The organism is Nostoc sp. (genome assembly GCF_036917815.1).
GTDB lineage: Bacteria > Cyanobacteriota > Cyanobacteriia > Cyanobacteriales > Nostocaceae > Nostoc.
The window spans coordinates 153,264-179,604 of record NZ_JBALEK010000100.1 but is presented as its reverse complement, the minus strand read 5'-3'; the positions used below and the strand labels follow the sequence as shown (position 1 = coordinate 179,604).

Below are 26,341 nucleotides of genomic sequence, written 5' to 3'. Positions count from 1 at the left end.
CCCCAGAGTCCTCTAAAAAAGGGACGAGATTTGGGTAATATAAAGTAGCCATCTTTTCTGCATGGCAGATCCTGAAAGAAAAGCTCTCTTTGTTTTACCCGTTGGAGATATTTCTATGCTGACTTTAAAAATCGCTGTTTATATTGTTGTTGCCTTCTTCGTAACTATCTTCATCTTCGGATTTTTGTCGAACGATCCAGCTCGTAACCCCGGCCGTCGGGACTTAGAGTAAAAGGGCGATAAATCATCCGCGACTCCGAAAGGCAGAAGATACTAAACGCCACGGATACTTACTAAACTAGGACTTACGCAAAACTAGACGCGCCCTGGGGCAATTCATGAATTGCTCTTACATCTGAAAACCAGGGTTTCGGCTATTGTTTGCGTAAGTTCTGTAAACTTTTGCGTAGTAAGTTTCTTCCTGCAAGTGGCTTGCTATAAGTGGCAGAAGGCGACAGTCGGAAGGCAAAATGTATGTTTATCCTTCCGTCCGTCATTTGGCTGTTTGTTAGCCCGATTTTGCTCAAATATGCTTCATCCAGTTCTGCCGCCCGATCCGCCTCCTATCGTCGAATCTTTACAACCTGTAAATCCCGCCTCATCTGCTAGTCATACAAAATTTCTTTCAGGTGTAGATACTGGAATACGCGAAAAGACAGACAAATCCAAACAGCCCAAGAATTTGGCTCAGTTGGCAATTGCGGGTAACACCAAGAGTGATCCGCCATTGCGAACTCTGCTCAACTCAACCCAAGATAACTTGGTAGTTGCCGAAACTCCCTCTGTACCTCATTCACCAGAAACCTTCCCACCAGAAACTTCCCCACTCACAGGTTCTAGAAGTGCTGCATTTTTGGGGCAACCGCTTGTAGTTGGTTATCCCACACAAGAGGTTACAACCTCTAATGGCCAAGATCAAGAAAATACAAAGACAAGTCCGAGCATCGGCATCGGGCGATCGCAACTTCTCCTAATTTCAGCCCTGCGTAAAGGGAAAATCCCAAGAGAAGGCATTGTGGATTCTGGTACCTTTAGCTATAGAGTTTCCCCAAATCCCCTTGTCGCCCAATCTCCGCCTCCTCTGGAAATTGCCCCGATCGCAGATAGCCACAAGTTAGTCGAGTCCAAGGCGGAAATTGTCGCTGAGAAGTTAACCCAAGAAAAACAGCAACGTGATATTACTACACAAGAGTCTCCAAAAGGAGACAATATTTCTGTATCTACTACTGATCTTGCACCGGGTTCTCAATCAGTACAAAATTTTATAGAATTCAAGTCTCGTAACCCGACAAACCAACTATCAAAGCCCATCACTGTAGAATTCCAGTCCCAAGTCCAGCAACCAACGCCTACACCAAAGGTAAACACCAGTAATCAGCCACAACGTCAACCATCTGCGACAACTGCCCCAGCTAGGACGCTGCCAGCCACACCGAGAACTGTGGAAGTTACTTCAGATCGGCAAGAATATGATGAGCAACAGCGAATTATTACAGCTGTTGGTAATGTAGTTGTGCGATTTGATGGGGCGGTAGTGGATGCCGATCGCTTGCAAGTCAATTTGGATAACTTGATCGCTGCGGGGGAAGGCAACGTCACTTTAACAAGGGGCCGTCAGATACTGCATGGACAACGCTTTACCTATAACTTTGTTCAAGATAGCGGGGAACTGGAAAATGCTAGAGGAGAAATTTACGTACCCTCAGCACAAACAGATTTAGCATTTTTACCCACGGATGTAACTACGAGTGGAGTCCAAAAACGTACTCTAAGCGATCGCGTTACAGCCAATCAACCCCTTTCAGGTGTGAGCAGCCCTGGAGGAATTAATACGACAATTGGCGATCAGACAGATCCTAGCAACCTCTCGCCACTAAAATCAGGGGGTGTAGTCAATCGGCTCAGGTTTGAAGCTGAACACATTGACTTCTATCCGCACGGCTGGCAAGGAAGCAATGTCCGCATCACCAATGATCCTTTTTCGCCCCCAGAACTAGAATTACGCGCAGATCAAGCAACTCTGACGGAAGAGACACCCTTGGTAGAGACCCTTAGCACACAGCGACAGCGTTTGGTATTTGATCAAACATTCTCCTTACCAATTCTGCTGGATCGGTGGACTATTGACCGCAACCAAAGGGACGTTACACCCTTTCTAGTCTCCCCTGGTTATGATGGAACTGATCGGGGTGGTTTCTATATTCAGCGTGGCTTTTCAGTGATTAGTACAAGCCAGACTCACTGGACGATCACGCCCCAGTTATTAGTACAGAGAGCTGTGCAAGAAGGCACGGGTGACTTAGGCGCACTATTTGGTGTGAAGACAACGATAAATTCTGTTTTGAGTCCACGGACAACACTTCAGGGGACTGGGCAGTTAAGCAGTCTTGACTTGAGCCAGGTGGAAAACAATTTGCGGGTGGATTTAGCATTGCACCAGAAAATAGGTGATCGCCTTCCCTATATGTTGAATTTACAATATAATTACCGCGATCTTCTATACAACGGCAGCCTCGGCTTTCAAACTGTCCAGAGCAGTTTTGGCGGCATTCTTTCCTCTCCTGTAATTCCTTTAGGAAAAAGTGGAATCAACCTCACCTATCAGGCAAGTGCTGAGTATATCAATGCCAATACCGATCGCCAAGACTTACTAAAACAACCGCAGGAGGCAACCGGTCTGATCTCATTAAGTCGTTTACAAGGCAGTGCTTCCCTCAATCGCGGGTTTTTACTGTGGCGGGGAAAACCATTAGCACCCACTGCCACTGAGGGATTACGATACACGGCTAATCCTGTAGTTCCTTACTTGCAAGTGTTCACGGGCGTTACAGGTACTAGCAGTTATTACAGCAGTGGTGATAGCCAAAGCACCTTAACTGGTACCATTGGCTTACAAGGTCAAATTGGTCATTTTTCTCGGACTTTTTTAGACTATACCGCCTTTAATATCAGTTTCTCCCAAAGTTTAAATAACGGATTCTCACCCTTTTTGTTTGATCGGTCTGTTGATAACAAAGTCTTGAGCGCTGGGATATCACAGCAAATCTACGGACCTTTTCGCTTGGGCTTCCAAACATCTATTAACTTGGATACTGGTGTACAAACTAGCACCGACTACATTGTGGAATATAGTCGTCGTAGCTATGGCATCACCTTACGTTACAATCCGGTGTTGCAGCTAGGCGGCTTCAGCATCAGAATTAGTGATTTTAACTGGGGTGGCGGCACTGATCCATTTTCAGAAGTTAAGCCAGTAGTGAACGGTGTGCAACAGGGTAATTAGTCAACTTTTGCCCAGTCTAAGGATTTGGGACGACTCGACAGCTGATTGCAGAATTGGTTGATGTACCACCAGGTATTCTCAGGTTGGCATAGTCGCCGCTTAGTTGAACACCTGACGGTGGTTGGTGTAGAGTTGCACAGCATCTTTGAACTGCGGCTTGGTACTCTCGCCATTGCTTGCGGATTGCTATACTGGCGGCATCGTTACCTAAGTCTGAAAATCTTAGCCCAGCTCGAATCAGCCAAGATTCCACGTCGGTTGTTTCACCAAGTATTTCTGGAATGGGATTAATATTTTCCATGATTAATATCATATACGTGTATTCAAAATTGCTCATTTCACTTTAAGGGAAAGTATCAATAGTAGCTAATATAATTTCTGCTCAAAATCATAAATAAAAATTATTAAAATAATTCGTAATGAAGTTTTATAACGCAATACGCTTGGGTTAGCGTCAAAAACCTGAAATTGTGTAGGCTGGGGAGCCAGCGCGGTCTTCTCCCACCCGTGAGAGGCTAGCGCCCAGGGAGAAGCATCTGGCGTTTGAGGAAGGAAACCCAACATTATCGGGGCTTTGCTTAACCCAACCTACAATTTTCCTTAACCCAAGCGTATTGTTTTCTAACGAGGATAATTTTGAAAAAGGATGCACCTTAATAAAATGCGCTTAGGCGTAGCCTGCCCTTAGACATCGCTTAGTACGCCCAGTTGAGGATACTGAAAAACTTTTTACCTTTTCTCATCTCGCCACAAAGCAATACCACCTAACAAACCAGTGATATTGGGGATGAGTTTGACATTTAAAGGTAGCTGAAGATTCACTCTCACAGCTTCCCCGCCGCCAATGTAAAGATAATCATAATTAAACAGATGTTGCAAGGATGCGATCGCTTTTTCTAAACGTTTATTCCATCTTTTATCACCAATTTTTTCTAACTCTGCACGCTGCAATTGCTGCTCGAAAGTCTCTCCTTTGCGAAATGGATGATGCCCCATTTCCATATTTGGCACTAGCTTACCATCTACAAATAAAGCCGAACCAAACCCTGTACCCAGAGTAATCACCAATTCTACACCTTTACCTGCGATCGCTCCCAACCCCTGCATATCTGCATCATTAATCACCCGCACAGGCTTGTTTAAGTGTTTTAATAATGCTGTTTCAAAATCAAATCCGATCCAATCTGGATGTAAGTTTACCGCCGTTTCCGTGACTCCATACCGCACCACACCAGGAAAACCGACCGAAACGCGATGAAATTCACCTTGAGCGGCTGCCAACACAACAATTGCATTAATTACAACCTCTGGTGTAGCAGGTTGGGGTGTATCTAAACGCGCTCTTTCCGTTACCGGATTCCCTGTAATATCCAAAACCATAGCCTTAACGCCACTACCGCCAATATCAACGGATAGGGTACGAATCGATCCATTTTCTTCAACCATTGAATGACATCCTTGTTAATGCTTGTTATTTCGTTATTAATTATGCTCTGCCGCATCTGATAATATCCTGATGTTTGGAGAGTCTTTATATTGAGGGGGAGTGGGTAGAAATCAATTCCAAATTCCAAATTCCCAATAAAAGAACTTCTGCCTCCTGCCCCATGCCCAAAGTTAAAAATCCAATACATTTAGATGCAGGACAGCATCTAGATTTGCTAATGTAAGGATAAGGGGAATAGCACTGGCATAACTGCTTAAAATCTATCGAGCCGCAAATTTCTATTAAAAGTAATATAAGAGAAAGAATTATGACAGCCTTTGAAACTCAAAGCATCCGCTCTTATAGCCAAGAAGATGTCCAACAAATACTGCACTTAGCGATCGCTCGTCAAGCTGATGACAAAGACACAGAATTTTCTTATGAGCAGATATTAGAAATTGCTGCTGAGTTAGAAATCTCACCAGAGTCTTTAAAATTAGCAGAACGCGATTGGTTAGTACAACAAGGCCAAGTCCAACAACGAAAAGCCTTTGACGCTTACCGCATCAGAAGATTTCAGAAGCGTCTAGGCAATTATGCAATTTTCAATGGCTTTTTAATACTGGTAGATTTCATCACTGGTGGCGGAATTTCTTGGTCGCTGTACATTTCACTGTTCTGCGTATTGCCTGTAGGTCTTGATGTCTGGAATACCTTTCAAATCAAAGGCGAAGAGTATGAAATGGCATTCCAGAAGTGGAGTCGTAAACATCAGATTAAGAAAACCATCAGCACAGTTTTGAATAAGTGGTTTAAGATATTGCAGGCTTAGTAGATTTGCTTGGCTATCAGCCAGTATAAAATAACTGGAGGACAGATTTTTGGTATATACTATAAATGCGCTTTGAGTGGGACGGCAACAAAGCTGAGTCTAATTTTCTTAAGCATGGTATTACATTTGAGGAAGCCGTGACAGGTATTGGCTATCAAACAGTTATTAATGAGGTACTGCTAGAGCGAATTAGCTGATATGCTGCGATCGCTTTCTTTAGCTTACCGAATTTAGATTACAATTAATGATTAACTAGATTTGCGAGAAATATACATACATTAGGGTAACCAAAAGTTAGGTAGAATAGATTTGCCCAAGTCACGCCAAATTTGGTTGAGCGATCGCGCCACTTGGATATGCACTTCATCCTGTTCTACAGCTAAAATCTCAGATGGCTGACCTTCTCCCAAATAAGACACCACCAAATTCGCCGCCTCCAAACCAGTAACATAAGCCTTTTCCTGCGACCAGGAACCATGACGGTTTACAATCCAATCCCCACTCATAAACACATTTTCAAAACTTGTCTTAGCGGGCAACATATAACGATAGCTACCAGGTGCAAAGTGAGTCACCGCCTGAGATAGCCTAATTACACTGCTATCAATGATCTTTGCTTCCCGAAACCCTGGTACACAAGTTGCTAAATAACCCTGAACGATTGCTAAAATCTCCTCATCACTCAAACCCAGGAACTGATTCGCGTGATAGAAATCAGCTTCAATCACCGTTCCCGGCTCATCCCGATATTCATCATGTAGAGCATTCAAATCAAAAAACGTCCAACCTGTACTTGTGTCGAATCCAAAACAAGCATTAGAAGGACGAGGAATATCAATTTTGCGGTCAAACCATAGTCGCGTTGCTAAAACATCAATTGCTCCTAAATTGCTCAAATTACGGAATTCTTCACGGCTTTGCAAAATAGGACTAGTTGAGACAATTTTCTTCATCCCCGTGATTCCAACCGCAAAAATCACGGCATCTGCTTCAATTACTTCATCACCGCAAACCACACCCTTGGCTCGATGATTACTATCAACAATTAAATCTGTAACCCGACGCTTGGGTAAGACTCGCACACCAGCTTTTTCAATCCGTTCCACCCAAGGACGAAATATCTTTTCCCCCACAGTTCCCCGACACCAAACTACATCAAAATCCGGTTGATGAGCCAGAATAAAAAAGTAAAGCATCCCTAAAGTGGCGGCGGCTGAACATTGTTCACCAGGGGCAAATAAACCCACTAATAACATCGGTTCAAAAGCCTCACGGTAAAGCCGTGCAGAAACGTTAAAATCTTTGAACAATTCACGGGCGGTTACAAAATCATAGCGCCGCCAAGCTGCATCAGAATTGTTAAAATCAACAACAGCATAAAGTAAAGGGAGGGCGCTAAGACGGTCAATTAGTGGTAGCCGCTTAAACTGAGTGTAGAGAAAAGTTCCCAGTGGCGAGGGGAGTCGCGGTAAGTCTTGAAAAATTGGTGATTCAACTTCCAAACCTGCTGGCGAATATTGCGAAGAACGAGTCCAAGTAGTAAAAGGATTAATTCCTAATTCATTGATTAGGGAAAAAATATTTCTGTAAGGATACCAAAAGCCATGAATGCCAGCTTCTACAGATTTTCCGGCGGCTGTTTGCCAACCTGCCACCAATCCACCGGGATAGGGGCCTGCTTCTACAAGGGTAACGTCATAACCTTGTTTTGCCAAATGGTAGGTTGCTCCTAAACCAGCCCAACCAGCACCTACAACTACTACCCGTTTTTGTTGTGACCCTTCTACCATCACAGCCTCCAATTGTTGCAGTCCATCAATTAATGTATACGAACTTGGGTTCTAATCAGGCGACGGGTTGTTATTATAGCGGTTTTCCTTTGGATGCAATAGGCGCTTTGGTAGCAAATCTGTCGTATCCTATCGAATTTAAAACAGCTATAGACTTTAAAAAAAGCTTCCCGTAAGCAGTTCAGTAAAAATCACTTGCGGTTAATGCTGAGTTAAGAGTATAACAGAAAACAGACTTAAACTATTCATGAGGAATAATCATAATGTCTCAATTAGCAGATGTAAAATTCAGTTTGAATGACTTTGAATTACGAGATGGGATTTATTTTCCTAGCGACTATGAACAATTGAATAATACTCAACATAAAAAAACATGGGACGCAATTGGTAAAACCTATTATGGTTCCCAAAAAATCGAAAAAATTACAGATGCATCGCCCATTAAACAAGATTACACTCTGCTAACTGGAACGCCTGGAGGTACTTGGAACAAATTTCCGTTGAATAAATCTGTCGGTTCTATTCTGGAAATTGGTTCTGGTTATGGTCGCGCACCTTTGCATCTTTCTAAAGCGAAAAATCTGAGATGCGAGAAATATTATGGCATTGATATTTCTGAGCCTTTATTACGGCGGTTAATCAAGGTTAAACAAGAATATAATTTTTTCCCAGAAGCTGAATTTAACTTGATTTGCACTTCTGCTGAAATATTGCCTTTAGAAGATAATTCTATAGATTTGGTAATTTCTAACTGTGTCTTTATGCATATCCCAGATGCACAATTAAGAAATTTGTTGGCTGATATATCTCGTGTGCTAAAACCTGGTGGAATTTTTGTTTTTAATCATTCCTTTCACAACAAGTCTTGTCCTTCTCATATTATCCATAATTTTATCAGAAGGCTGAACCCATTTGTGAGAAATCCAGTTTATCTCAAGCAATATTCAGCTGCCGAAATAGAAGAAATGTTAGCGACTGCTGGGATGAAAGCGAAGTGTTCCCAATACATTGTCGAACCAACAGAAGAATATGCAATTTTGCCGGAAACCATCAAAGGAATCCCAGTACCGTTTGCTAATGCTATCAACAGAAGTCTCAAGCCATCAGGTAATTTAAAAGAAACTTTGGCTTATGGTTTTAGTGCCTACAGCAGTCAACTGGACTAATTACAGCTATTTTCATCTATTTGAATTACACCTGTCGTAGTTAAAAGGGCGGTTAGAAACCGCGCGCCAGGTGCTTCAAGTCGGCGGAGCCGCCCAACGCACTGGCTTGTCTACACAGGCAAAACCCACCTCCGTGGGTTAAGAATCCTTGATTTTGTATTAGTCCACGGAGGTGGACTTTGTTTGTGTAGCCGCGAATTCCATTCGCCCTGGCTCTAAGTTGATGCTGTGCCCCTACAGCGTTGTTATGTAATTTACCAACTTTTACTAAATTTTTCAGATTAAAGTTGGTAAATTAGGGATTAGTTGAGCTAATTCTTCCCCAGACAACTATGCCATTGGATTTCTCGCCTCTTTGGATATCACTCAAAACTTCATTCCTTGCCACATTTATCACCTTCTTCTTCGGTATTGCTGCTGCCTACTGGATGCTGGGATATCGTGGCAAAGGGAAATCGTTGATTGAGGGTATCTTTATTGCGCCTCTAATTTTACCACCTACGGTTGTTGGGTTCTTGTTGCTGCTATTTTTTGGGAAAAATGGCCCTGTAGGGAAACTCATGGGGGCTTTTGACTTTACCATCGTTTTTACTTGGTATGGTGCAGCGATCGCAGCTACGGTAGTTTCTTTCCCATTAATGTATAAAACTGCACTAGGAGCCTTTGAACAAATAGATGGGAACTTGCTGCGAGTAGCCAGAACCCTTGGTGCAACTGAAGCCACAATCTTTTGGCGCATCAGTTTACCTCTAGCACTACCCGGCATTGTCGCCGCCACAATGCTGGCTTTTGCCCGTGCTTTGGGAGAATTTGGGGCGACGCTGATGCTAGCTGGTAACATTCCCGGACAAACGCAGACAATCCCAATGGCGATTTATTTTGCTGTGGAAGCGGGAGCAATGAACGAAGCTTGGTTTTGGGCGATCGCGATTATGGCGATTTCTCTATCTGGAATTATTGCAGTTAACTTCTGGCAAGAATTGAGGGAAAAGAGGAGGGGAGCGGGGGGAGCAGGGAGCAGGCTTGCCGTGAGCGTAGCCGAACGGGAGCTCTTAGCTGGGGGAGAAATTCTTTATACTCCGCGCTCTAGTCTTGAATCTAGTGGATTATTAGTCAACATTGAAAAAATCCTTCCTAGCTTTGATTTAAAAGTTGCTTTCAGTACTGATGAGCAACCTTTGGGGTTATTGGGGGGTTCGGGGGCGGGTAAGAGCATGATTTTACGCTGTCTTGCGGGGATAGAAACACCTACAAGAGGGCGCATAGTTTTAAATGGGAGAGTCCTGTTTGACTCAGAACAAGGAATTAATTTACCTAGCCGCGATCGCCGCATCGGTTTTTTAGTGCAGAATTACGCCCTCTTTCCGAATATGAGTGTGGCGCAAAATATTGCTTTTGGCTTGCCCAAAAAACTATCTGCTGGGAGTATTAGAGTACAGGTAGAAGAGCAACTAATAGCGATGCAGTTGCAGGGATTAGGCGATCGCTATCCGCACCAACTCTCAGGGGGACAACAACAACGGGTAGCCTTAGCCAGAGCATTGGCAAGTCAACCGGAAGCATTGCTTTTAGATGAGCCGTTTTCGGCACTTGATACCCATCTGCGTAGCCAATTAGAGCAGCAAATGACAGAAACTCTAACTGACTACCAAGGTGTGACTCTATTTGTCACCCATAATATGGAAGAAGCTTATCGGATTTGTCCGAATCTGTTGGTATTGGAGCATGGTAGAGCCATTCATTATGGCAGCAAACATGAGATTTTCGAGCATCCGGCTACTGTGAGTGTCGCCCAACTCACTGGATGTAAAAACTTCTCCCGTGCTGTTCGCCAGTCATCACAACAGGTAGAAGCGACTGATTGGGGTTGTACTCTTCAAGTAATTGAACCAGTCAAGAGCGAATTATCCCACATCGGCATTCGTGCCCATCAGTTCATTTTTACCAACGACTCATCACAGGAAAATACCTTTCCCTGTTGGGTAGTACAAGCAAGTGAAACGCCCCATCGAATGACGTTATTTCTCAAATTACATTCTGTTGGTAAGAATTCTCAAGATTACCATCTGCAAGCTGAAGTCTTCAAAGAAAAATGGGCGACGATGAAAGACCAACCTTTTCCTTGGTATGTGCGTTTAGATCCTCTGCGCTTGATTTTGATGGAGTGAACGCAGAGATGTACAGACAGAGCAAAGCATTGCTGAATTTACTCTTTCTGTCTGTACCTCTGTCTGAGAAAGTTCTCATGCCTTTTCTATAAGATGCTGCACGAAGGGGGAAAAATCATTTGGCTTTTGAGCAGGCTGAGAAGATAGCGGAGGGATGCAAAAAATTTAAAATTTGATAACCCGCAACTTGGGTTAGTACTTGAACTGGGGATTGGGAATAGGTTATTTTCCCCATCTCCCCCTCATCTCCCCCATCTCCCTCATCTCCCTACTCCCTTCCATAAACACTCATTGGTTCCTTAATAAATCGGGTGTAAAGATGCTTAAACGTAGATTTAATTACGCGGGGCATACCAAAATCGATGGGCATCAACTTGTCTGGTAGTCGCCAATCTTCTATTTTTAATAAGTCAGGATTTAAATGCGGAAACTCGATGGCAGCAAGTTCTGGACAAACTCCTAGTCTTTGGGAAGCTGCAACTGTAGGCACTTGTTCAGGAGGAACATTGAGAATTTCCACCATTGCCCGATCTAAGGCAAATATATCTGATGCGGCTGCTAAAATTCCCAGTTGGCGAGGTTCCCCGTTGCTGGGGCCATTTCCTTCATGACCGATGATGCCATCTAGTATGGTTAAGTTAGGGTTAATTGCCCTGGCAGTTTCTACTAACATTTCACCAAATCTATTGGCATCTTTTCCAGCTTCGATATGCCACCAAGCTTTCATTTTGCCGGGAACGCAACCAAATAAGTTTTTTACGCCCAGGGTTAATGTCAATTGGGCATGAGATTTCACTTTCGGTAGGTTAATTACTACATCTGCTTCCATTGCTTCTTTAGACAGCCGCAGATGGTTAAAATTGTCACTAATGGTTTGGTAACGCTGACCGTGAAAATCGATAATGGGAAGATTCAGTTCTTCTAAAATAGGCAAATAGCCATTTGCCACTGCTACGCCCTTGGCACTGCCAAAAGCCGGACTATCGCCCAAGAATGGTTTACCGCCAACCTCAATTACCATCTTGGCAACTTCATAAACTAATTCCGCACGGGTGATACACTCTTTACCAGGACGCGTACCTGTAAGTAGATTAGGTTTTAGTAAAACGCGATCGCCTTTTTTCACAAACGCTGCCATTCCTCCAAAAGGTTCCAGGAGAATGACTAAAGATTCCCGTAAGGCTTCTCGTTCGTAAGATGTAGCCCGAATGAGACTAACAGATGGTTTTTGAGTCTGCATGGATAATAAATTGGGGAGTAGGGAGTAGGGAGTGGGGAGTGGGAGAGGCAGGGGAGGCAGGGGAAGCAGGGGAGGCAGGGAGAAAAGAACTATTAGTTATTGTCCAATGCCCCATGCCCCATGCCCAATGCCCCGTAACCTATTATTGTGTTTTGAGCGGTAAGATACCACTCATTTGTTCTAGATTTAACACTGTGGCTAAGTCTGTTTCACTCATCAATCCTCGTTCTAAAACAATTTGCCGCAGGGATTTACCTGTTTCTAAAGATTCTTTGGCAACAGCTGCGGCATCTAAATAACCGATGTGGGTATTTAGTGCCGTTACTAAAGCTAAACTGCCTTCGGCATAAGCTAAACAACGTTCCTGATTCGCAGTAATTCCACCAATGCAGCGTTCGGTGAGTGCGGCGATGGTATTACCGAGAATTTCGATACTGTGAATTAGGTTATAGGCAATCAGTGGCATCATCACATTTAATTCTAATTGTCCGGCTTGTGCGGCTAAAGCGATCGCACTGTCGTAACCCATCACCTGAAAACACACCATTGATGTCATCTCTGCCATCACTGGATTATATTTCCCTGGCATAATTGAGGAACCGGGTTGCACTGGAGGCAGTTGAATTTCTTTTAAGCCTGTTTTTGGCCCCGAATCCATCAGTCGCAAATCGTGAGATATTTTGACTAAATCCTGCGCTAAGTTGCGTAAAGCACCGGAAACATTTACAAATGGTGCCATACTTTGCATGGCTGCCATGAGATGGGGCGCAGGTTCTAAAGGAGTGTCAATCAATTCTGAAAGAATTTCTACCACACGGGCGCGATACAGAGGATGAGTATTTAACCCCGTTCCAGCTGCACTACCTCCCAAACCCAGCACCATCAAATCTCCAGAGGCGGTATAAATCCGGTTTTGGTGTTCTGTAAGAATTTGCGCCCAAGCCCGAAAATTCTCACCCAAACGCACAGGTACAGCGTCTTGTAAGTGGGTTCTGCCAGATTTGACGATATCTTGAAATTCTACAGCTTTGTTTTCTAAGGACGCGATCGCACCATCTATTGCTGGGTGTAATATCTTGGATAATGCCAATAAACCACCAATTCTAATTGCAGTGGGAATCACATCATTGGTAGACTGCCCATAATTAACATGATCGTTAGGACTAACACGTTTGTAATTGCCCTTTTCTTCACCAAGAATTTCTAAGGCGCGATTTGCGAGAACTTCGTTGATATTCATGTGGTGGGATGTTCCCGCACCCGCCTGATAAACATCCACGACAAATTGATCCCGGAACTTCCCAGCCAAGATTTCATCAGTTGCTTGGACAATCGCCTGACTAATATCTTGAGGAATGCAATTAAGTTCACCATTGACAATTGCTGTAGCTTTTTTAATTATCAATCCAGCATCTACGTAAGTAGGCAAAGGCTTGATGCCGCTAATGGGGAAGTTTTCGATTGCCCGTAGCGTTTGAATGCCGTAATAAAGGCTACTAGCAATTTGGTGATCGCCCATCGAATCGCGTTCGATGCGAAATTGGGAGTCTGGGTGTTGAGTCATAGTATTGTTTTAAGAGAGCTACAGAAAACAGATTTTCCCACGCTTAGGGAGAAAGTGGGGAGACAAAGAGAAGTTGTAGTAAGTTTGTCCCCTCTGCCTCTTCCTGATCACAGGGCAACTAAATTTATTAATGGAGATTATTAATTTTTAATTTTTAATTTTTAATTTTTAATTCGGAGCGAAGCGACGTGACTTTACCCAACTGGATTACCTTCTCTCGCCTTCTGGGTGTGCCATTTTTGCTTTACGGTTTATATAATCCTACACCTCAAGCTAGATGGATATGTTTAGCGATTTTTATCATTGCGGCGTTAACTGATTGGTTAGATGGCTATTTAGCGCGGAAACTCAACCAAATTACTGACTTGGGTAAATTTCTTGATCCCTTAGTGGATAAATTTCTGGTACTTGCGCCGTTGCTGGTTTTTATTGAACTCGGAAAAGTGCCAGCTTGGGGAGTGTTTTTGATTTTAGCGCGGGAATTAGCGATCGCAGGTTGGCGAGTAAATCAAACGACAATTACCGGGGCGAATATTTGGGGTAAACTCAAAACTGTTAGTCAAATAGTCGCGATCGCATTTCTGATTGCACCCCTACCTAAAGTGTGGCAAACTCCTTCTCTGATTGCCTTTTGGATTTCTGTCGCCTTGACTTTAATCTCTGGGGGTATTTATCTTTTGCCGCAAAAAGCTAGCACTGAACAAGAATGAAACCACAATATAGTATTGTAATTAAGTGGTCTGATGAAGATAAAAAGTACATTGTCAGCCTACCTGAGTTTGGCCCCTATGCACATACTCACGGAAATACCTACGCGGATGCTCTCAATAATGGTGAGGAAGTGCTGGAACTTTTGATTGAAGATTACCAAGCACAAGGAAAACCACTGCCAAAACCTTTGACTGCAAACGTTTCCTTTCGGTTTGTGTAATTCTCGCCATAATTAATCTATCTTTACCTGCTGTTGCGATCGCACCGACTACATCTCCCACATCAAAAAACGAGTCTTTCCCCGTAGCAGGATTGAACTGATGTACTCCTCAAAACTCCAGGATGCGGTTAATAGTTCTAAACCGAAGTTATAAACAAAGCGCTTAAACCCAGCATTGCCGCGCATCAAAGAGGTTTCAACATTATTTAGTTTTAATTCTCGCTTGATGGCAAACATCACTAGATATCAGATACTTATGTAAGTATACCAGCATTAGTGAAATCAAGCAATGCCATTTAAGAAAAACAATACCCTCGGTTTTCTGCCTAAAGACACTATTGCACTAGATCGAAAGCCATTGACTATAAAACTACGTCCTGGGATTCGTGAGCAAGTCATATCAATTCCTCAATGGACTAATGAGTTGAGAGAAGTGATTGAAGCATGGGTACAAACTAAACTTGATCAAAATGATGAACTTTGAGAAATTTTGGATAAGAATTTAGACATTTAGTTTATCTCTATTGTTGTAGATATCGACCCAATAAATTAGGTTGTGGGTAGAATTCCAGATGGGGGCTTCACCCAATCTGGCACAAGACTCTAGAACATTCTGGAGTGGATATTGCAAAACCTGGCACATTTGATCAACCAACAACAGTATTTACAGAAAGTAATTTCAGTAGCCTTGAGGCAACTATAAAAAAGGTTTGCATTACTAATAAAGAAAAATTTAATTTCTGTTCTAGTACAGGACTTACGCAAACAATAGCCGAACCCCTTATTCTCCCGTAGGGGCAATTCATGAATTGCCCCTACAGCGTGTACTTTTGCGTAAGTCCTATAGTAAAAACTAAAAACGCAATTTATAGCGTTTCTCGACCTAGTTAGGTACACCCGTAAGGGCACGGCACTGCCGTGCCCCTACACCTAGCGATATAATGTTGTACCGCATCTGAATGGGAACCGCTATATCGCATCTTTCCCAGGGAGAAGAAAATATTTTTGATTTTGACTTTGGTCAAACCTTTACCGAGATCCCTTAACTTAAAATTAGTCGGTCAGGATTACCCTTATGTACCAAACAGATCCGCCTCGTCCTGCAAAAGAAACCCTACCCACCATGTATGATCTTCCCAGTGAATACCCGGAGGACTCTGGTTTGCCCGACGAATTTCACATTTTTCAACCCCAACTTCTGCGCGAAACCTTCTGTCCACCTAACTATCCAGCAGATGAGGTATTTGTTGCCACTGACTTAAACCTCTATTACGACCCCCAACATTCCTTGTGGTACAAACGCCCAGATTGGTTTGCGGCTGTGGGAGTTTCTCGTCTCTACGAAGAACAGGATTTGCGTCTGAGTTATGTCACTTGGCAAGAAGGAGTTGCGCCTTTTGTAGTGGTAGAATTGCTGTCTCCAGGGACAGAAAAAGAAGACTTAGGACAAACTTTGCGGGAGATTAGCCAACCGCCGACCAAATGGGAAGTTTATGAGCGAATTTTGCGAGTTCCTTACTACATTGTGTTTAACCGCTACACAGACAAACTCCAAGCATTCCAATTAGTTGCAGACCGCTACAGCGAATTGGACTTGAGTACAACAAGGCTGTGGATGCCGGGTTTGGAACTGGGATTAGGACTTTGGCAAGGTTCATACCAAGGAATTGAGCGATTGTGGCTACGTTGGTATGATGCATCCGGGAATTGGCTTCCCACGCCGCTAGAACGAGAAAGTCAACGCGCTAACAGATTAGCAGCACAACTGCGAGAGTTAGGCCTTAACCCTGATGAGTTTTGAAGATGCGAAACGGGCGGTTAGAAACCGCGTCTACAGAAACAAAACCCACCTCCGGGGGTTTCAAACCCTTAATTTGACCTTAGTCCGCGGAGGTGGACTTTGCCTGTATAGCCAAGCCACGGCGCCCTTGCGGTTCCCCGACACCCCTCCGGGGATCTTGCTACGCGCAGCGTCTCCCCCTGGGAGAAGCAAGTGGCGCGCGAATTCTATTCGCCCTAGCTACTGCACAACAATGTGCCCGTAAACATTTTTACTCACAACCCTTGTAAAATCTCCTCATCTACAGAGAAATCAACATCAGCTTTGTCTTTTGCATTAACCAAATAATCATTTTCCAGAGAGTCTTGTAACCCAGAAATCAAATCATATTGAGGATGCCAGTTTAATTCTGTTTGTGCTTTATTCACCGAAGCAAAGAAATGCTGCACCCGCATCGGAAAAGCTTTGCGTTTGCCAAAATCAAACTTTTTCGGGTCGTAATGGACGATTTTGACAGCATCGGTTGATTTACCAGCCGCTACAGCGCTAGCACGGGCTAAACCATCAAAAGTGACAAAGCGATCGCCAGAGATATTATAAATCTGTCCTATGGCTTGTTTGTTGCCCAAAACCTTAGTCATTGCTAGTGCCAAGTCTTTTACATGACCTAGTTGAGTGATATGCAAGCCATTTCCGGGGATAGGAATAGGGCGATCGCGCACAATTCTGTCAAAAAACCAGCCTTCCAACTCATTATAATTACGAGGTCCGTAAATATAAGTAGGACGAATGGAAGTAAAAGGTAATCCCAATTGAGTCAGATAAGCTTCCGTTTCATGTTTACCCTTGTGGCGACTTTTGGGATCTACTGGATCGCCTTCTATGTGGGGCAATTGGTCAGATTTGAGATACACCCCCGCAGAACTCATATACACAAAATGTTGCACTCGGTCTTGAAAAATCTCTGCTAGTGGTTGAGTATCAGTAAGTTCCCGCCCGTTATTGTCAATAATGACATCAAACTCTTCTTGTGATAACTTTGCTTTTAATTGGGTAGCATCAGTGCGATCGCCTATAATTTGTCCTACTCCCTGTAAAGAAGGTGCTGGTCGATTCCCACGATTGAACAGTACTACCTCGTGCCCTTGTTCCACTAGTAGTTGAGTCAAATAGACACCAATGAACCGAGTACCACCCATAATTAGAATTCGCATAAATTCACCCTTTCTATATCAGTTGTCGTTAAGGGAGTAGGGAGTGGGGAATAGGGGAAAAGCAGGGGAGGCAGGGGAGGCTGGCGTTGCAGGGGAAGAATAACTATTGGTATTCCTCATTCCCCATTCCCCACTCCCCACTCCCCACTCCCCACTCCCCACTCTGAGATTATCAGGTTGCAGCATCCATCTGGAACCTCTGAAATAAAGATTCCGTCTTATGTGCTAATCTGGGGCGCTTCCCGTTAATTAATCACAAGGGGAAACTTTTCAGTTAACGTCATCAAATTGTCTAAGTATTTTCCATTTATTCAAGTTAGCTGTGCCCTTGAAATATGCTCTGGTTCATGAGTGGCTAACCCCCAAAGCCACCGGTGGTTCAGAACTCGTTGTCCGAGAAATTCTGAATCACATTGATGCTGATTTGTATGCCCTCATCGATTTTGAATCCAGCAATAGAGAAAGTTATTTATATAAGCGTCAAATTGGCAAGACGTTTCTCCAGAACTTTCCCTATGCCCAAAACGGTATACAAAAGTACTTGCCTTTGTGGCCTTTGGCAATAGAACAACTTGATTTGCGGCATTATGATGTAATTCTGTCTTCATCTCACGCTGTTGCCAAAGGAATCCTTACCACTCCCGAACAGATGCATATTTGCTACTGTCACAGCCCTATGCGTTATGCCTGGGACTTGACTTTTGATTATCTGCGCCATAGCAAACTAGGTAGTGGCTTACCTGGGTGGGTGACGCGGTATTTATTACATCGTTTGCGCCAGTGGGATGTATTGAGTGCCAATCGCGTTGATTACTTCATTGCCAACTCGCAGCACACAGCTCGGCGGATTTGGCGTTGCTATCGACGAGAAGCAACAGTCATTTACCCACCAGTGAATATTGCCGAATTTCCATTTGTGTCTGAGAAAGAGGACTTTTACCTGACAGTTTCTCGGTTAGTGAGTTATAAGCAAATATCGTTGATTGTCAAGGCTTTTAATCAACTAAAACGACCATTAGTAGTCATTGGTACAGGAGATGAAATGAACAAGATTCGCGAGATGGCAAACTCCAATATCCAAATACTGGGATGGCAACCCGATAATGTGGTAAAAAAATATATGTCTAAGGCCAAGGCATTTGTGTATGCAGCTTGTGAAGATTTTGGTATTGCCTTAGTAGAAGCACAAGCCTGCGGTACGCCGGTGATTGCCTACGGTGCCGGGGGTGCCCTAGAAACAGTGCGAGATATCCGCTCTTGTGTGGATACAGGGACAGGTATATTTTTCAATACGCAAACAGAGGCGGCTTTAGTGGAGGCAGTGGAAAAGTTTGAAGTGTATGAGAGTTCGTTCAGTTCCGAGTATATGCGATCGCACGCCGCGCAGTTTTCACCGCAAATTTTTGCAGATCGTTATCTAGATTTTGTAAACAAGTGCAACGAAAAAAGACCATTTTTGCAATGATGGTCTTGGTTAATCTAGTTATTTTTTAGGCTTTTGGGAATTTTCCCCCAGAAGCATCTCATTTTCGCTTTAATATTGGGACTATGTGTGGTGTGGATTATTAAGGAGTATGATGACTGCCCAGAGCTCACTCCTCTCCGGCAAGCGGGGCGTACGGCAAGACACTAGAGCGTCTACGCGTACTTTCTTAAAACGCGGTCAAAAAACAAAGACGCCAAGAGTTAAGCCCAAAGGTTTACCTTTTCAGGGTTTAAACGGAGAGTTTGCCAAACGACTGTTCGATATAGTGTTTTCGCTGTCGGTGTTAATTTTGTTCTTCCCCGTCTACTTAATTTTGACCTTGCTGATTGCCTTTAGCTCAGAAGGCCCAATTTTTTACATCCAGGAACGGGTAGGGAAAAATTACAAGGCGTTTAATTGTATTAAATTCCGAACAATGGTAAGCAATGCAGACGAAATCCTCATGCAAATGATGGAAACATCGCCTGAGTTGCGACAAGAATTTGAGAGCAGTTTTAAGCTGAAACAAGACCCCCGGATTACCAAAATTGGTCGATTTTTGCGAATTACTAGCTTAGATGAATTTCCCCAGTTCTGGAACGTTTTAAAAGGGGACATGAGTGTAGTCGGACCACGACCCTTGGTAGCAGAAGAACTGCCAAAATACGGTTGTCACATTGATGAGATTTTAACAATCCGCCCAGGAATTACTGGTTTGTGGCAGGTATCTGGCCGTAATGACATTCCCTACCCTCGGCGAGTCCAAATAGACCTGCATTATGTCAAATTTAGGAATTTCTGGCTTGATTTATGGATCATCTTGAAAACTGTTGATGTGGTAATTTTACCCAAAAATAACGGGGCATACTGAGTAAATACTTAGGGTCGATTCTGTGGGGCAGTTAATGCCCCTAAGACTAAACGACTGTTCTATCTAGTTGTCTATATTTGTGTCTTTCTACGTAGCTTAGAATGATCTGAACGTGTATCTGTGGTTCATTTTGCCCTGATTGAGATTTTTGCCCGAAGTCTAATTTTAAATACCTATTTTATTAAGTCTTCACAAAACCAGAGATATATGAAGTTTCGACAAAAAACAACATACACAAAAAGAATCTTGATCTATCTAGTACGACACGGCGTAAATAAAGCAACCATTTTAAATAGCCAGAAAGCCTACAAAATAAGCATTCTTTCTTTTTACTTTTGCCTTTTTACTTTTGCCTTCTTGTACTAGTAGTCTGTCAAGAACTAATTGAGGAATAAATTTTCTGTAGAGACGGCGATTTATCGCGCCTCTCTAAGCGTCAAAATGAATTTGACAGACCACTAGTATAAAAAAATATACATAATGAAACAATCTTGAGCTATTGAAGGTTAGGCTGACATTATTAAATTGCTTTTTACTAAGTATATTTATTTAGGGAAAAAGTCTTATAACAACAATAACTCGTAGGTTTCCCATTAGGCAATTCAGCAATTAGTTGCTAGGTTGTATGATATTGCCTGTAACTTTTTAATCAAAGCAATAAGGGATAATTGAGCATGACGCAACAGAAGCGAGCGTTGATTACTGGTATTACTGGACAAGATGGTTCATATCTAAGTGAATTTTTGTTGGAACAAGGTTATGAGGTTCATGGCATCATTCGCCGGACTTCTACCTTCAATACAGACCGCATCGATCACATTTACGAAGACCCCCACAAAGATGGAGTGCGGTTGTTTCTTCACTATGGTGACTTGACGGATGGTACAACCTTACGACGCATTTTAGAAGAAGTTAAGCCAGTAGAGATTTACAACCTCGGCGCTCAATCTCATGTCCGAGTCAGCTTTGATTCACCAGAATACACGGTGGATGCTGTAGCAATGGGTACGCTGCGTCTGTTGGAAGCAATTCGAGACTACCAACATCGTACCGGAATTCAGGTACGATTTTACCAGGCGGGTTCTTCAGAAATGTATGGTTTAGTACAAGCAATACCTCAAAGTGAGACAACGCCCTTTTATCCTCGTAGTCCTTACGCTTGTGCAAAAGTTTACGCCCACTGGCAAACTATAAATTATCGTGAGTCTTATGATTTATTTGCTTGTAACGGCATACTTTTTAACCACGAGTCACCCCGTCGTGGTGAAACCTTTGTAACCCGCAAAATTACTAGAGCCGTAGCTGGTATTGTTGCTGGTAAGCAGAAAAAGATTTATATGGGTAATCTAGACTCCAAGCGAGATTGGGGCTATGCAAAAGATTACGTCAAAGCAATGTGGTTGATGTTGCAGAAAGAGCAGCCAGATGATTACGTAATTGCGACTGGTGAAACCCACTCAGTACGGGAGTTTTTGCAACTGGCATTTAGTTATGTGAATCTCAATTGGCAAGATTATGTAGAGTTTGATGAGCGTTACCTCCGTCCATCTGAGGTAGAGTTGTTGATTGGCGATTCTACCAAAGCACAGCAGAAGTTGGACTGGAAACCATCAATAACCTTTGAACAACTAGTTTCCCTAATGGTAGAAGCAGACTTACAAGCATTGGGTCACACTTCACCCAACGGAAATGGTTCGCAATTTCCATCCGATATTGCGACTGTTCGTCAAGAGCTGGGCGCTTTGCACTTCTGATTCGCACCACAGAGGATAAAAATATGACCGCCTTAGAACTAAAAAATCAACGTATTCTCGTCACTGGTGGGTCGGGGTTTCTAGGTCGTCAGGTGATAGATCAACTGTGTAAAGCAGGGGCCGATCGTGACAAGATTACAATACCGCGATCGCGCGATTGCGATCTACGTGTTTGGGAAAATAGCCAACGTGCAGTTGACCAGCAAGACATAATTATTCACCTAGCAGCTCATGTCGGTGGTATCGGTCTGAACCGCGAAAAACCCGCAGAGTTGTTCTACGATAATTTGATCATGGGAACCCAGCTAATTCATGCTGCCTATCAAGCTGGAGTCAAAAAATTTGTTTGTGTTGGCACAATCTGCGCCTATCCTAAATTCACCCCAGTGCCGTTCAAAGAAGATGATCTTTGGAATGGCTACCCAGAAGAAACCAACGCCCCTTATGGAATTGCTAAAAAAGCGCTTTTAGTCCAATTGCAATCTTACCGCCAGCAGTATGGTTTTAATGGGATTTACCTACTGCCAGTGAATTTATATGGCCCAGAGGATAACTTTGACCCCGGAAGTTCTCATGTTATTCCTGCGTTAATTCGTAAAGTTCACGAAGCCCAAATTAAAGCAGAAAAGCAACTCCCAGTTTGGGGTGATGGCAGTGCCACCCGTGAATTTCTCTATTCAGAAGATGCCGCGCGCGGGATTGTTATGGGAACTCAATTCTATAACGAATCGGAACCAGTTAACCTGGGAACTGGTTATGAAATCTCCATCCTGAATTTGGTAACTCTAATCTGCCAATTGATGGAGTTTAAGGGTGAAATTGTTTGGGAAACTGACAAGCCTAATGGTCAACCCCGCCGATGTTTAGATACTGAACGCGCCAAGGAAGCCTTTAATTTCACGGCTCAAGTGAGTTTTGAAGAAGGGTTAAAGAATACCATTGAGTGGTATCGTCAACACGCCCTATAACGAATGTAGTAGTAAATGTAGGGTGGTATAAGCTGGGCGATGCCCAGCTTATTTGTATCAATTTTTATGAATAAAGTTAATCATCAACTAAATAAAGCAGAACTACGCCGCACTCTACTTAAAACACGTCAATCAATGTCCGTTGGAGAGTGGAGAGAAAAAAGCGATCGCTTATGCTCTCATTTACAAAACTCTACTTTGTTTACCCAAGCAAAAACAATCCTCGCTTATTTCAGCTTTCGCCAAGAACCTGACCTCAGTCCACTATTTGCAAACACCAAATACCGTTGGGGATTTCCTCGCTGCGTTGATAAATCCCTGTGTTGGCATATTTGGACACCTGAAGATTCTCTCCAAAACGGCGCTTATGGCATTACTGAACCCTACCCCGACGCTCCCATCTTAGATGCTGCCGAAGTAGATTTGATTCTGCTCCCTAGTGTAGCTTGCGACTCTCAAGCATATCGTTTGGGTTATGGCGGCGGATATTACGATCGCTTGCTCAGTTTACCGCAGTGGGAGATGAAGCCGACTATCGGAATTGTCTTTGAGTTTGCCTATTTGTCACAAATACCTATTGAACCTTGGGATAAACCACTACAAGCTATTTGTACGGAAACCGGATTGACTCAAAAAGGCTGAAGGATTCAGGATAATGAAGACACATTATCAAATGTTTTATGACTAACCCAACGTCATCTACCACTGAGCAAGAAGCAATAATCGACGAGATTATCGCCAGTAGTCTCCAAGCTCAACAAAAAACCGGCCCAGACCTCCGCCAAATTCATAGTAAAAGTCATGGACTTCTTTGGGGAGAGTTTATTATTGAACCCAATCTTCCTGAAGACCTGAGAGTAGGTTTGTTCAAAACGCCCCAAACCTATCCTGCATGGATTCGCTTCTCTAGTGGTGGTTCGCCTGAAAAACGTGGTAAATTTAGCTCCGATAGCCAACCTGATGTTCGCGGTATCGCCATTAAGGTGATGAATGTGGACGGGCAAAAAGTGCTTGATGATGAAGAAAAAACTCAAGATTTTATACTCAACAATTATCCTACTTTCTTGGCCAAAGATGTTCGTGATTACGCGGATCTCTCCAAAGCAGGTAGTGGAGAACTTAGCCCAGAAAGGCTGGAGGAACTTGCTTATGTCTTTGCTATCTTGCAAAAAATTGGCAGCCAGAAGGTAGGAAATCCGCTTTTGATTCAATATTGGAGTATGGCTCCGTTTAAATTTGGTAGTCGCATTGTCAAATTATCCGTCAAATCTCAACAGCCTGAACAACCACCAGAAGCACTTCCAGAATCAGAAAATTACCTCCGAGAAACACTGGTAAAATATTTGACTGAAGAAGGTCGAGAAGCGTCTTTTGACTTTTTAATTCAGTTTTATGTAGATGATGACAAAACGCCAATTGAAGACCACGTTACAGAATGGCAAGAAGCAGATTCACCGTTTATTAAAGTTGCAACTGTCCGCATTCCTAGTCAGACATTTGATTTGGAAGAACGCAAACGCTTAGATGAGGGTATATTGTTTTCCCCTTGGCATACACTGCTAGAGCATGAGCCTGTTGGAAGTGTGAATCTCTCTCGCAAGAGGCTTTACAGCGAACTTGCAAAATATCGGCGAGAACAAATTGCCCAACGTTCGCGGGAACCACAACCTTATGTTGCAGTTGGAAATTAACCACTGTGAATTTGCTTCAGACTGTAGGATGATAGGCTATAAGCCTACTTGATTAGATCCGATTTTTTGCTTTGCTGATTTGATGTATAAAAGTTATAAGTTTTACAAACAAGAATCTTGTAGAGGCGTAAGATTTTATGTCTCTACATCTATCTATATGGATTTAGATTCCGACTTATTGAAGAAGTCGGCAATTGCTTTAACCAGATTTTTGATGATAGGTTACGATAAAATTAACCAAATTCTTAAGTAAAGCTATAGGACTCCTATTTGATTGTTGAAATACACGTAGGGTATGAAAGCTTAAAATAAATAGTGCATTAGACGTAGGTTGGGTGGAGCGGAGCGCAACCCAACATATATCAGGATGTTGGCTTTGGCAAAGCCTCCACCCAACCTACAATTTTTTTACTCAAGGTAAATCAAGCAAGCAGACTTTTTCGCTGATTAACAAATGAAGTGCGAAAGCATTGTCTAATTATAATGGAAAATTCGTAATCAAATGCTGAACTGGAAAAAATCACGATCGCAGATTCTATTAATGTATGCAGTGTTGGGAGCGATCGCACTATTGATGCTCTTTCCTTTACTATGGCTAATTAGTACAGCCTTAAAATCGCCTACGGAAAATATTTTTCAGTCGCCGCCACAGTTATTGCCTAGTCAACCGACGCTAAATAACTTCTCTAGTGTGTGGAACTCTCTACCTTTTGGACAATACCTGTATAACAGTACTTTGGTGTCAGTGCTGACTGTGGGCTTAAATCTACTGTTTTGCGCTTTAGCTGCCTATCCGTTGGCGAGATTGTCGTTTGTGGGGCGAGACTGGATTTTTGTGGCGATCGTCTCTACGATTATGATTCCCTTCCAAATCGTGATGATTCCCCTGTATATTTTGACAGTCCAGTTGGGTTTGACAAATAGTTATTTGGGGATGATTTTTCCGAGTTTAGCTTCTGCCTTTGGCATTTTTCTGTTGCGCCAAGCTTTTATGAGTGTCCCCAAAGAAATAGAAGAAGCCGCCCGGATGGATGGCAGCTCGGAGTTAGGTTTGTGGTGGCATATTATGTTACCAGCAGTTCGCCCAGCACTGGTAACTTTAGCTATTTTTGTATTCATTGGTGCTTGGAGTGATTTTTTGTGGCCTTTAATTATTATCCAAGACGAAAATTTATACACTCTTCCCTTGGGAGTTGCAAAGCTAGCAGGGACATTTTCCCTTGACTGGCGGTTGGTAGCTGCTGGTTCAGTGATTGCGATCGCCCCAGTATTATTACTATTTCTATTTTTACAACGTTACATCGTACCTACAGAAACAGGTAGCGGTGTCAAGGGTTGAAGACGAATTCAGAACAAGAAAGTGGTAGATGAGGGAGAAATAATTAATGCCCAATACCCAATACCCAATTCAATAAGCACCAGTTTTTTGAAATACCACCCAGATAGTTTTAATAATCAGACTCAGGTCATAACTTATAGACCATTTACGTTGATAATCTAGATCCATCTTGACAATGGTTTCAAAGTCTGTGATGCTAGAGCGTCCATTAACCTGCCATTCTCCGGTAATACCTGGTTTGACTCGTAATCTATCCCAGTGGTGTAGATCGTAATGGCTGACTTCATCAAGAGTAGGTGGACGAGTACCAACTAAACTCATGTCCCCTAACAAAACATTCCAAAATTGGGGTAATTCGTCCAAGCTAGTACGCCGCAAAAATTTACCTACAGGAGTAATGCGAGGATCGTCAACAGATTTAAAGATGTGACCTTTGGCTTGGTTTTCAACCAAATGCTTGAGTTTATCAGCATCGACAATCATGGAACGGAATTTCCAGATGCGGAAAGTTTTTCCGTTCAAGCCACAGCGAATTTGGGAATAAAGTATTGGACTTGGTTCATGAATAAAGGTCGCAATTGCTACGGGGATTGCTACCATAAATGTAATTACCAGCCCTACAATGGCTCCAACAATGTCAATTAATCGTTTTCTCACGCTTAAAGTTGACGGATGTGAAGGCTGTTGCAAACAATTAACTGAATAAAGATAAAGATTATTCACAAGGGCTAACTTATTTTATAACAGGAGTTTTTGCATCAGTAGTGTAGACATGATTTTTAGGCGATTTTTATTGTTTTTGTCGCCACTACTTAGTGTTAATATACACAAAATTATAACAATAGAAAAACTGAAAACC

25 protein-coding genes are annotated in these 26,341 nt (G+C 42.9%); 17 read left to right on the top strand and 8 right to left on the bottom strand.

The genetic code is table 11. The annotated features are described in order from the left end of the window. The first annotated feature begins 115 nt into the window (after nt 1–115). Nucleotides 116–232: a photosystem II reaction center protein I gene (locus V7K97_RS30630; protein WP_041566417.1), complete on the top strand. Its 117-nt coding sequence runs from the start codon at nt 116–118 to the stop codon at nt 230–232. Between the two features lie 297 nt (nt 233–529). Further along, entirely contained in the window at nt 530–3,283 is a 2,754-nt protein-coding gene (locus V7K97_RS30625) for a DUF3769 domain-containing protein (protein WP_334804728.1), read from the top strand. Between the two features lie 16 nt (nt 3,284–3,299). On the opposite strand, the gene V7K97_RS30620 is transcribed toward V7K97_RS30625, so the two are convergent. Together V7K97_RS30620 and V7K97_RS30615 are read right to left on the bottom strand one after the other, a co-directional pair. Then, a complete protein-coding gene (locus V7K97_RS30620; RefSeq protein ID WP_334804726.1) occupies nt 3,300–3,596 on the bottom strand; it encodes a hypothetical protein in 297 nt (98 codons plus the stop codon). A gap of 416 nt (nt 3,597–4,012) precedes the next feature. Then, nucleotides 4,013–4,729, bottom strand: a complete 717-nt coding sequence (locus tag V7K97_RS30615) for an ROK family protein (RefSeq protein WP_334804725.1) — start codon at nt 4,727–4,729, stop codon at nt 4,013–4,015. Nucleotides 4,730–5,037: 308 nt separating this feature from the next. On the opposite strand from V7K97_RS30615, the gene V7K97_RS30610 reads away from it, so the two are divergent. Beyond that, entirely contained in the window at nt 5,038–5,541 is a 504-nt protein-coding gene (locus V7K97_RS30610) for a 2TM domain-containing protein (protein ID WP_334804724.1), read from the top strand. Nucleotides 5,542–5,606: 65 nt separating this feature from the next. Beyond that, the gene (locus tag V7K97_RS30605) at nt 5,607–5,738 is read left to right on the top strand and encodes a hypothetical protein (RefSeq protein ID WP_334804723.1); all 132 of its coding nucleotides are present in this window, start codon (nt 5,607–5,609) and stop codon (nt 5,736–5,738) included. An 81-nt stretch (nt 5,739–5,819) separates the two neighbouring features. Here the strand turns inward: V7K97_RS30605 and V7K97_RS30600 are convergent, their stop codons facing one another. Next, nucleotides 5,820–7,331: a hydroxysqualene dehydroxylase gene (locus V7K97_RS30600; RefSeq protein ID WP_334804722.1), complete on the bottom strand. Its 1,512-nt coding sequence runs from the start codon at nt 7,329–7,331 to the stop codon at nt 5,820–5,822. A gap of 263 nt (nt 7,332–7,594) precedes the next feature. Here V7K97_RS30600 and V7K97_RS30595 point away from each other — a divergent pair, with 263 nt between their 5' ends. Both V7K97_RS30595 and modB read left to right on the top strand, forming a co-directional pair. Next, nucleotides 7,595–8,497 carry a class I SAM-dependent methyltransferase gene (locus V7K97_RS30595; protein ID WP_334804721.1) on the top strand — a complete coding sequence of 301 codons (903 nt, stop codon included), beginning with the start codon at nt 7,595–7,597 and terminating at the stop codon, nt 8,495–8,497. Between the two features lie 332 nt (nt 8,498–8,829). Then, nucleotides 8,830–10,665 (top strand): molybdate ABC transporter permease subunit, encoded by a 1,836-nt coding sequence (gene modB, locus V7K97_RS30590; RefSeq protein ID WP_334804719.1) that lies wholly within the window; start codon nt 8,830–8,832, stop codon nt 10,663–10,665. A 268-nt stretch (nt 10,666–10,933) separates the two neighbouring features. On the opposite strand, the gene V7K97_RS30585 is transcribed toward modB, so the two are convergent. Both V7K97_RS30585 and V7K97_RS30580 read right to left on the bottom strand, forming a co-directional pair. Then, a complete protein-coding gene (locus tag V7K97_RS30585) occupies nt 10,934–11,905 on the bottom strand; it encodes a DUF362 domain-containing protein (RefSeq protein WP_334804718.1) in 972 nt (323 codons plus the stop codon). Between the two features lie 142 nt (nt 11,906–12,047). Further along, on the bottom strand, nt 12,048–13,469 hold the full coding sequence (locus V7K97_RS30580) for an aspartate ammonia-lyase (protein ID WP_334804717.1): 1,422 nt from the start codon (nt 13,467–13,469) through the stop codon (nt 12,048–12,050). A gap of 188 nt (nt 13,470–13,657) precedes the next feature. On the opposite strand from V7K97_RS30580, the gene pgsA reads away from it, so the two are divergent. Next, nucleotides 13,658–14,179: a CDP-diacylglycerol--glycerol-3-phosphate 3-phosphatidyltransferase gene (pgsA, locus tag V7K97_RS30575; RefSeq protein ID WP_334804716.1), complete on the top strand. Its 522-nt coding sequence runs from the start codon at nt 13,658–13,660 to the stop codon at nt 14,177–14,179. After that, nucleotides 14,176–14,400, top strand: a complete 225-nt coding sequence (locus V7K97_RS30570; protein WP_334804715.1) for a type II toxin-antitoxin system HicB family antitoxin — start codon at nt 14,176–14,178, stop codon at nt 14,398–14,400. Before pgsA ends, V7K97_RS30570 begins: the two co-directional genes overlap by 4 nt. 48 nt (nt 14,401–14,448) lie before the next feature. On the opposite strand, the gene V7K97_RS30565 is transcribed toward V7K97_RS30570, so the two are convergent. After that, nucleotides 14,449–14,637 carry a hypothetical protein gene (locus tag V7K97_RS30565; RefSeq protein ID WP_334804714.1) on the bottom strand — a complete coding sequence of 63 codons (189 nt, stop codon included), beginning with the start codon at nt 14,635–14,637 and terminating at the stop codon, nt 14,449–14,451. A 121-nt stretch (nt 14,638–14,758) separates the two neighbouring features. On the opposite strand from V7K97_RS30565, the gene V7K97_RS30560 reads away from it, so the two are divergent. Further along, nucleotides 14,759–14,884, top strand: a complete 126-nt coding sequence (locus V7K97_RS30560) for a hypothetical protein (protein WP_334804713.1) — start codon at nt 14,759–14,761, stop codon at nt 14,882–14,884. 591 nt (nt 14,885–15,475) lie between these two features. Next, nucleotides 15,476–16,201: a Uma2 family endonuclease gene (locus V7K97_RS30555; protein WP_334804712.1), complete on the top strand. Its 726-nt coding sequence runs from the start codon at nt 15,476–15,478 to the stop codon at nt 16,199–16,201. A gap of 254 nt (nt 16,202–16,455) precedes the next feature. Here V7K97_RS30555 and V7K97_RS30550 read toward each other — a convergent pair whose 3' ends face one another. After that, a complete protein-coding gene (locus tag V7K97_RS30550; RefSeq protein ID WP_334804711.1) occupies nt 16,456–17,394 on the bottom strand; it encodes an NAD-dependent epimerase/dehydratase family protein in 939 nt (312 codons plus the stop codon). Nucleotides 17,395–17,716: 322 nt separating this feature from the next. Between V7K97_RS30550 and V7K97_RS30545 the strand changes: the two genes are divergently transcribed. The 7 genes from V7K97_RS30545 to V7K97_RS30515 all read left to right on the top strand — a co-directional run bounded on the left by V7K97_RS30545 (nt 17,717) and on the right by V7K97_RS30515 (nt 25,482). After that, entirely contained in the window at nt 17,717–18,859 is a 1,143-nt protein-coding gene (locus V7K97_RS30545; protein ID WP_334804710.1) for a glycosyltransferase, read from the top strand. 112 nt (nt 18,860–18,971) lie between these two features. After that, nucleotides 18,972–19,730, top strand: coding sequence for a sugar transferase (locus tag V7K97_RS30540; protein WP_334804768.1), 759 nt, complete (start codon nt 18,972–18,974; stop codon nt 19,728–19,730). 674 nt (nt 19,731–20,404) lie between these two features. Further along, a complete protein-coding gene (gmd, locus tag V7K97_RS30535; protein ID WP_334804709.1) occupies nt 20,405–21,484 on the top strand; it encodes a GDP-mannose 4,6-dehydratase in 1,080 nt (359 codons plus the stop codon). 23 nt (nt 21,485–21,507) lie between these two features. Beyond that, nucleotides 21,508–22,452, top strand: a complete 945-nt coding sequence (locus V7K97_RS30530) for a GDP-L-fucose synthase family protein (RefSeq protein WP_334804708.1) — start codon at nt 21,508–21,510, stop codon at nt 22,450–22,452. A 66-nt stretch (nt 22,453–22,518) separates the two neighbouring features. Continuing rightward, nucleotides 22,519–23,094 (top strand): 5-formyltetrahydrofolate cyclo-ligase, encoded by a 576-nt coding sequence (locus tag V7K97_RS30525; RefSeq protein WP_334804707.1) that lies wholly within the window; start codon nt 22,519–22,521, stop codon nt 23,092–23,094. A gap of 38 nt (nt 23,095–23,132) precedes the next feature. Further along, on the top strand, nt 23,133–24,143 hold the full coding sequence (locus V7K97_RS30520) for a catalase family protein (RefSeq protein ID WP_334804706.1): 1,011 nt from the start codon (nt 23,133–23,135) through the stop codon (nt 24,141–24,143). 502 nt (nt 24,144–24,645) lie between these two features. Next, nucleotides 24,646–25,482, top strand: coding sequence for a carbohydrate ABC transporter permease (locus V7K97_RS30515; RefSeq protein ID WP_334804705.1), 837 nt, complete (start codon nt 24,646–24,648; stop codon nt 25,480–25,482). A gap of 69 nt (nt 25,483–25,551) precedes the next feature. Here the strand turns inward: V7K97_RS30515 and V7K97_RS30510 are convergent, their stop codons facing one another. Continuing rightward, entirely contained in the window at nt 25,552–26,205 is a 654-nt protein-coding gene (locus V7K97_RS30510) for a sugar transferase (RefSeq protein WP_334804704.1), read from the bottom strand. Between the last annotated feature and the right edge of the window lie 136 nt (nt 26,206–26,341).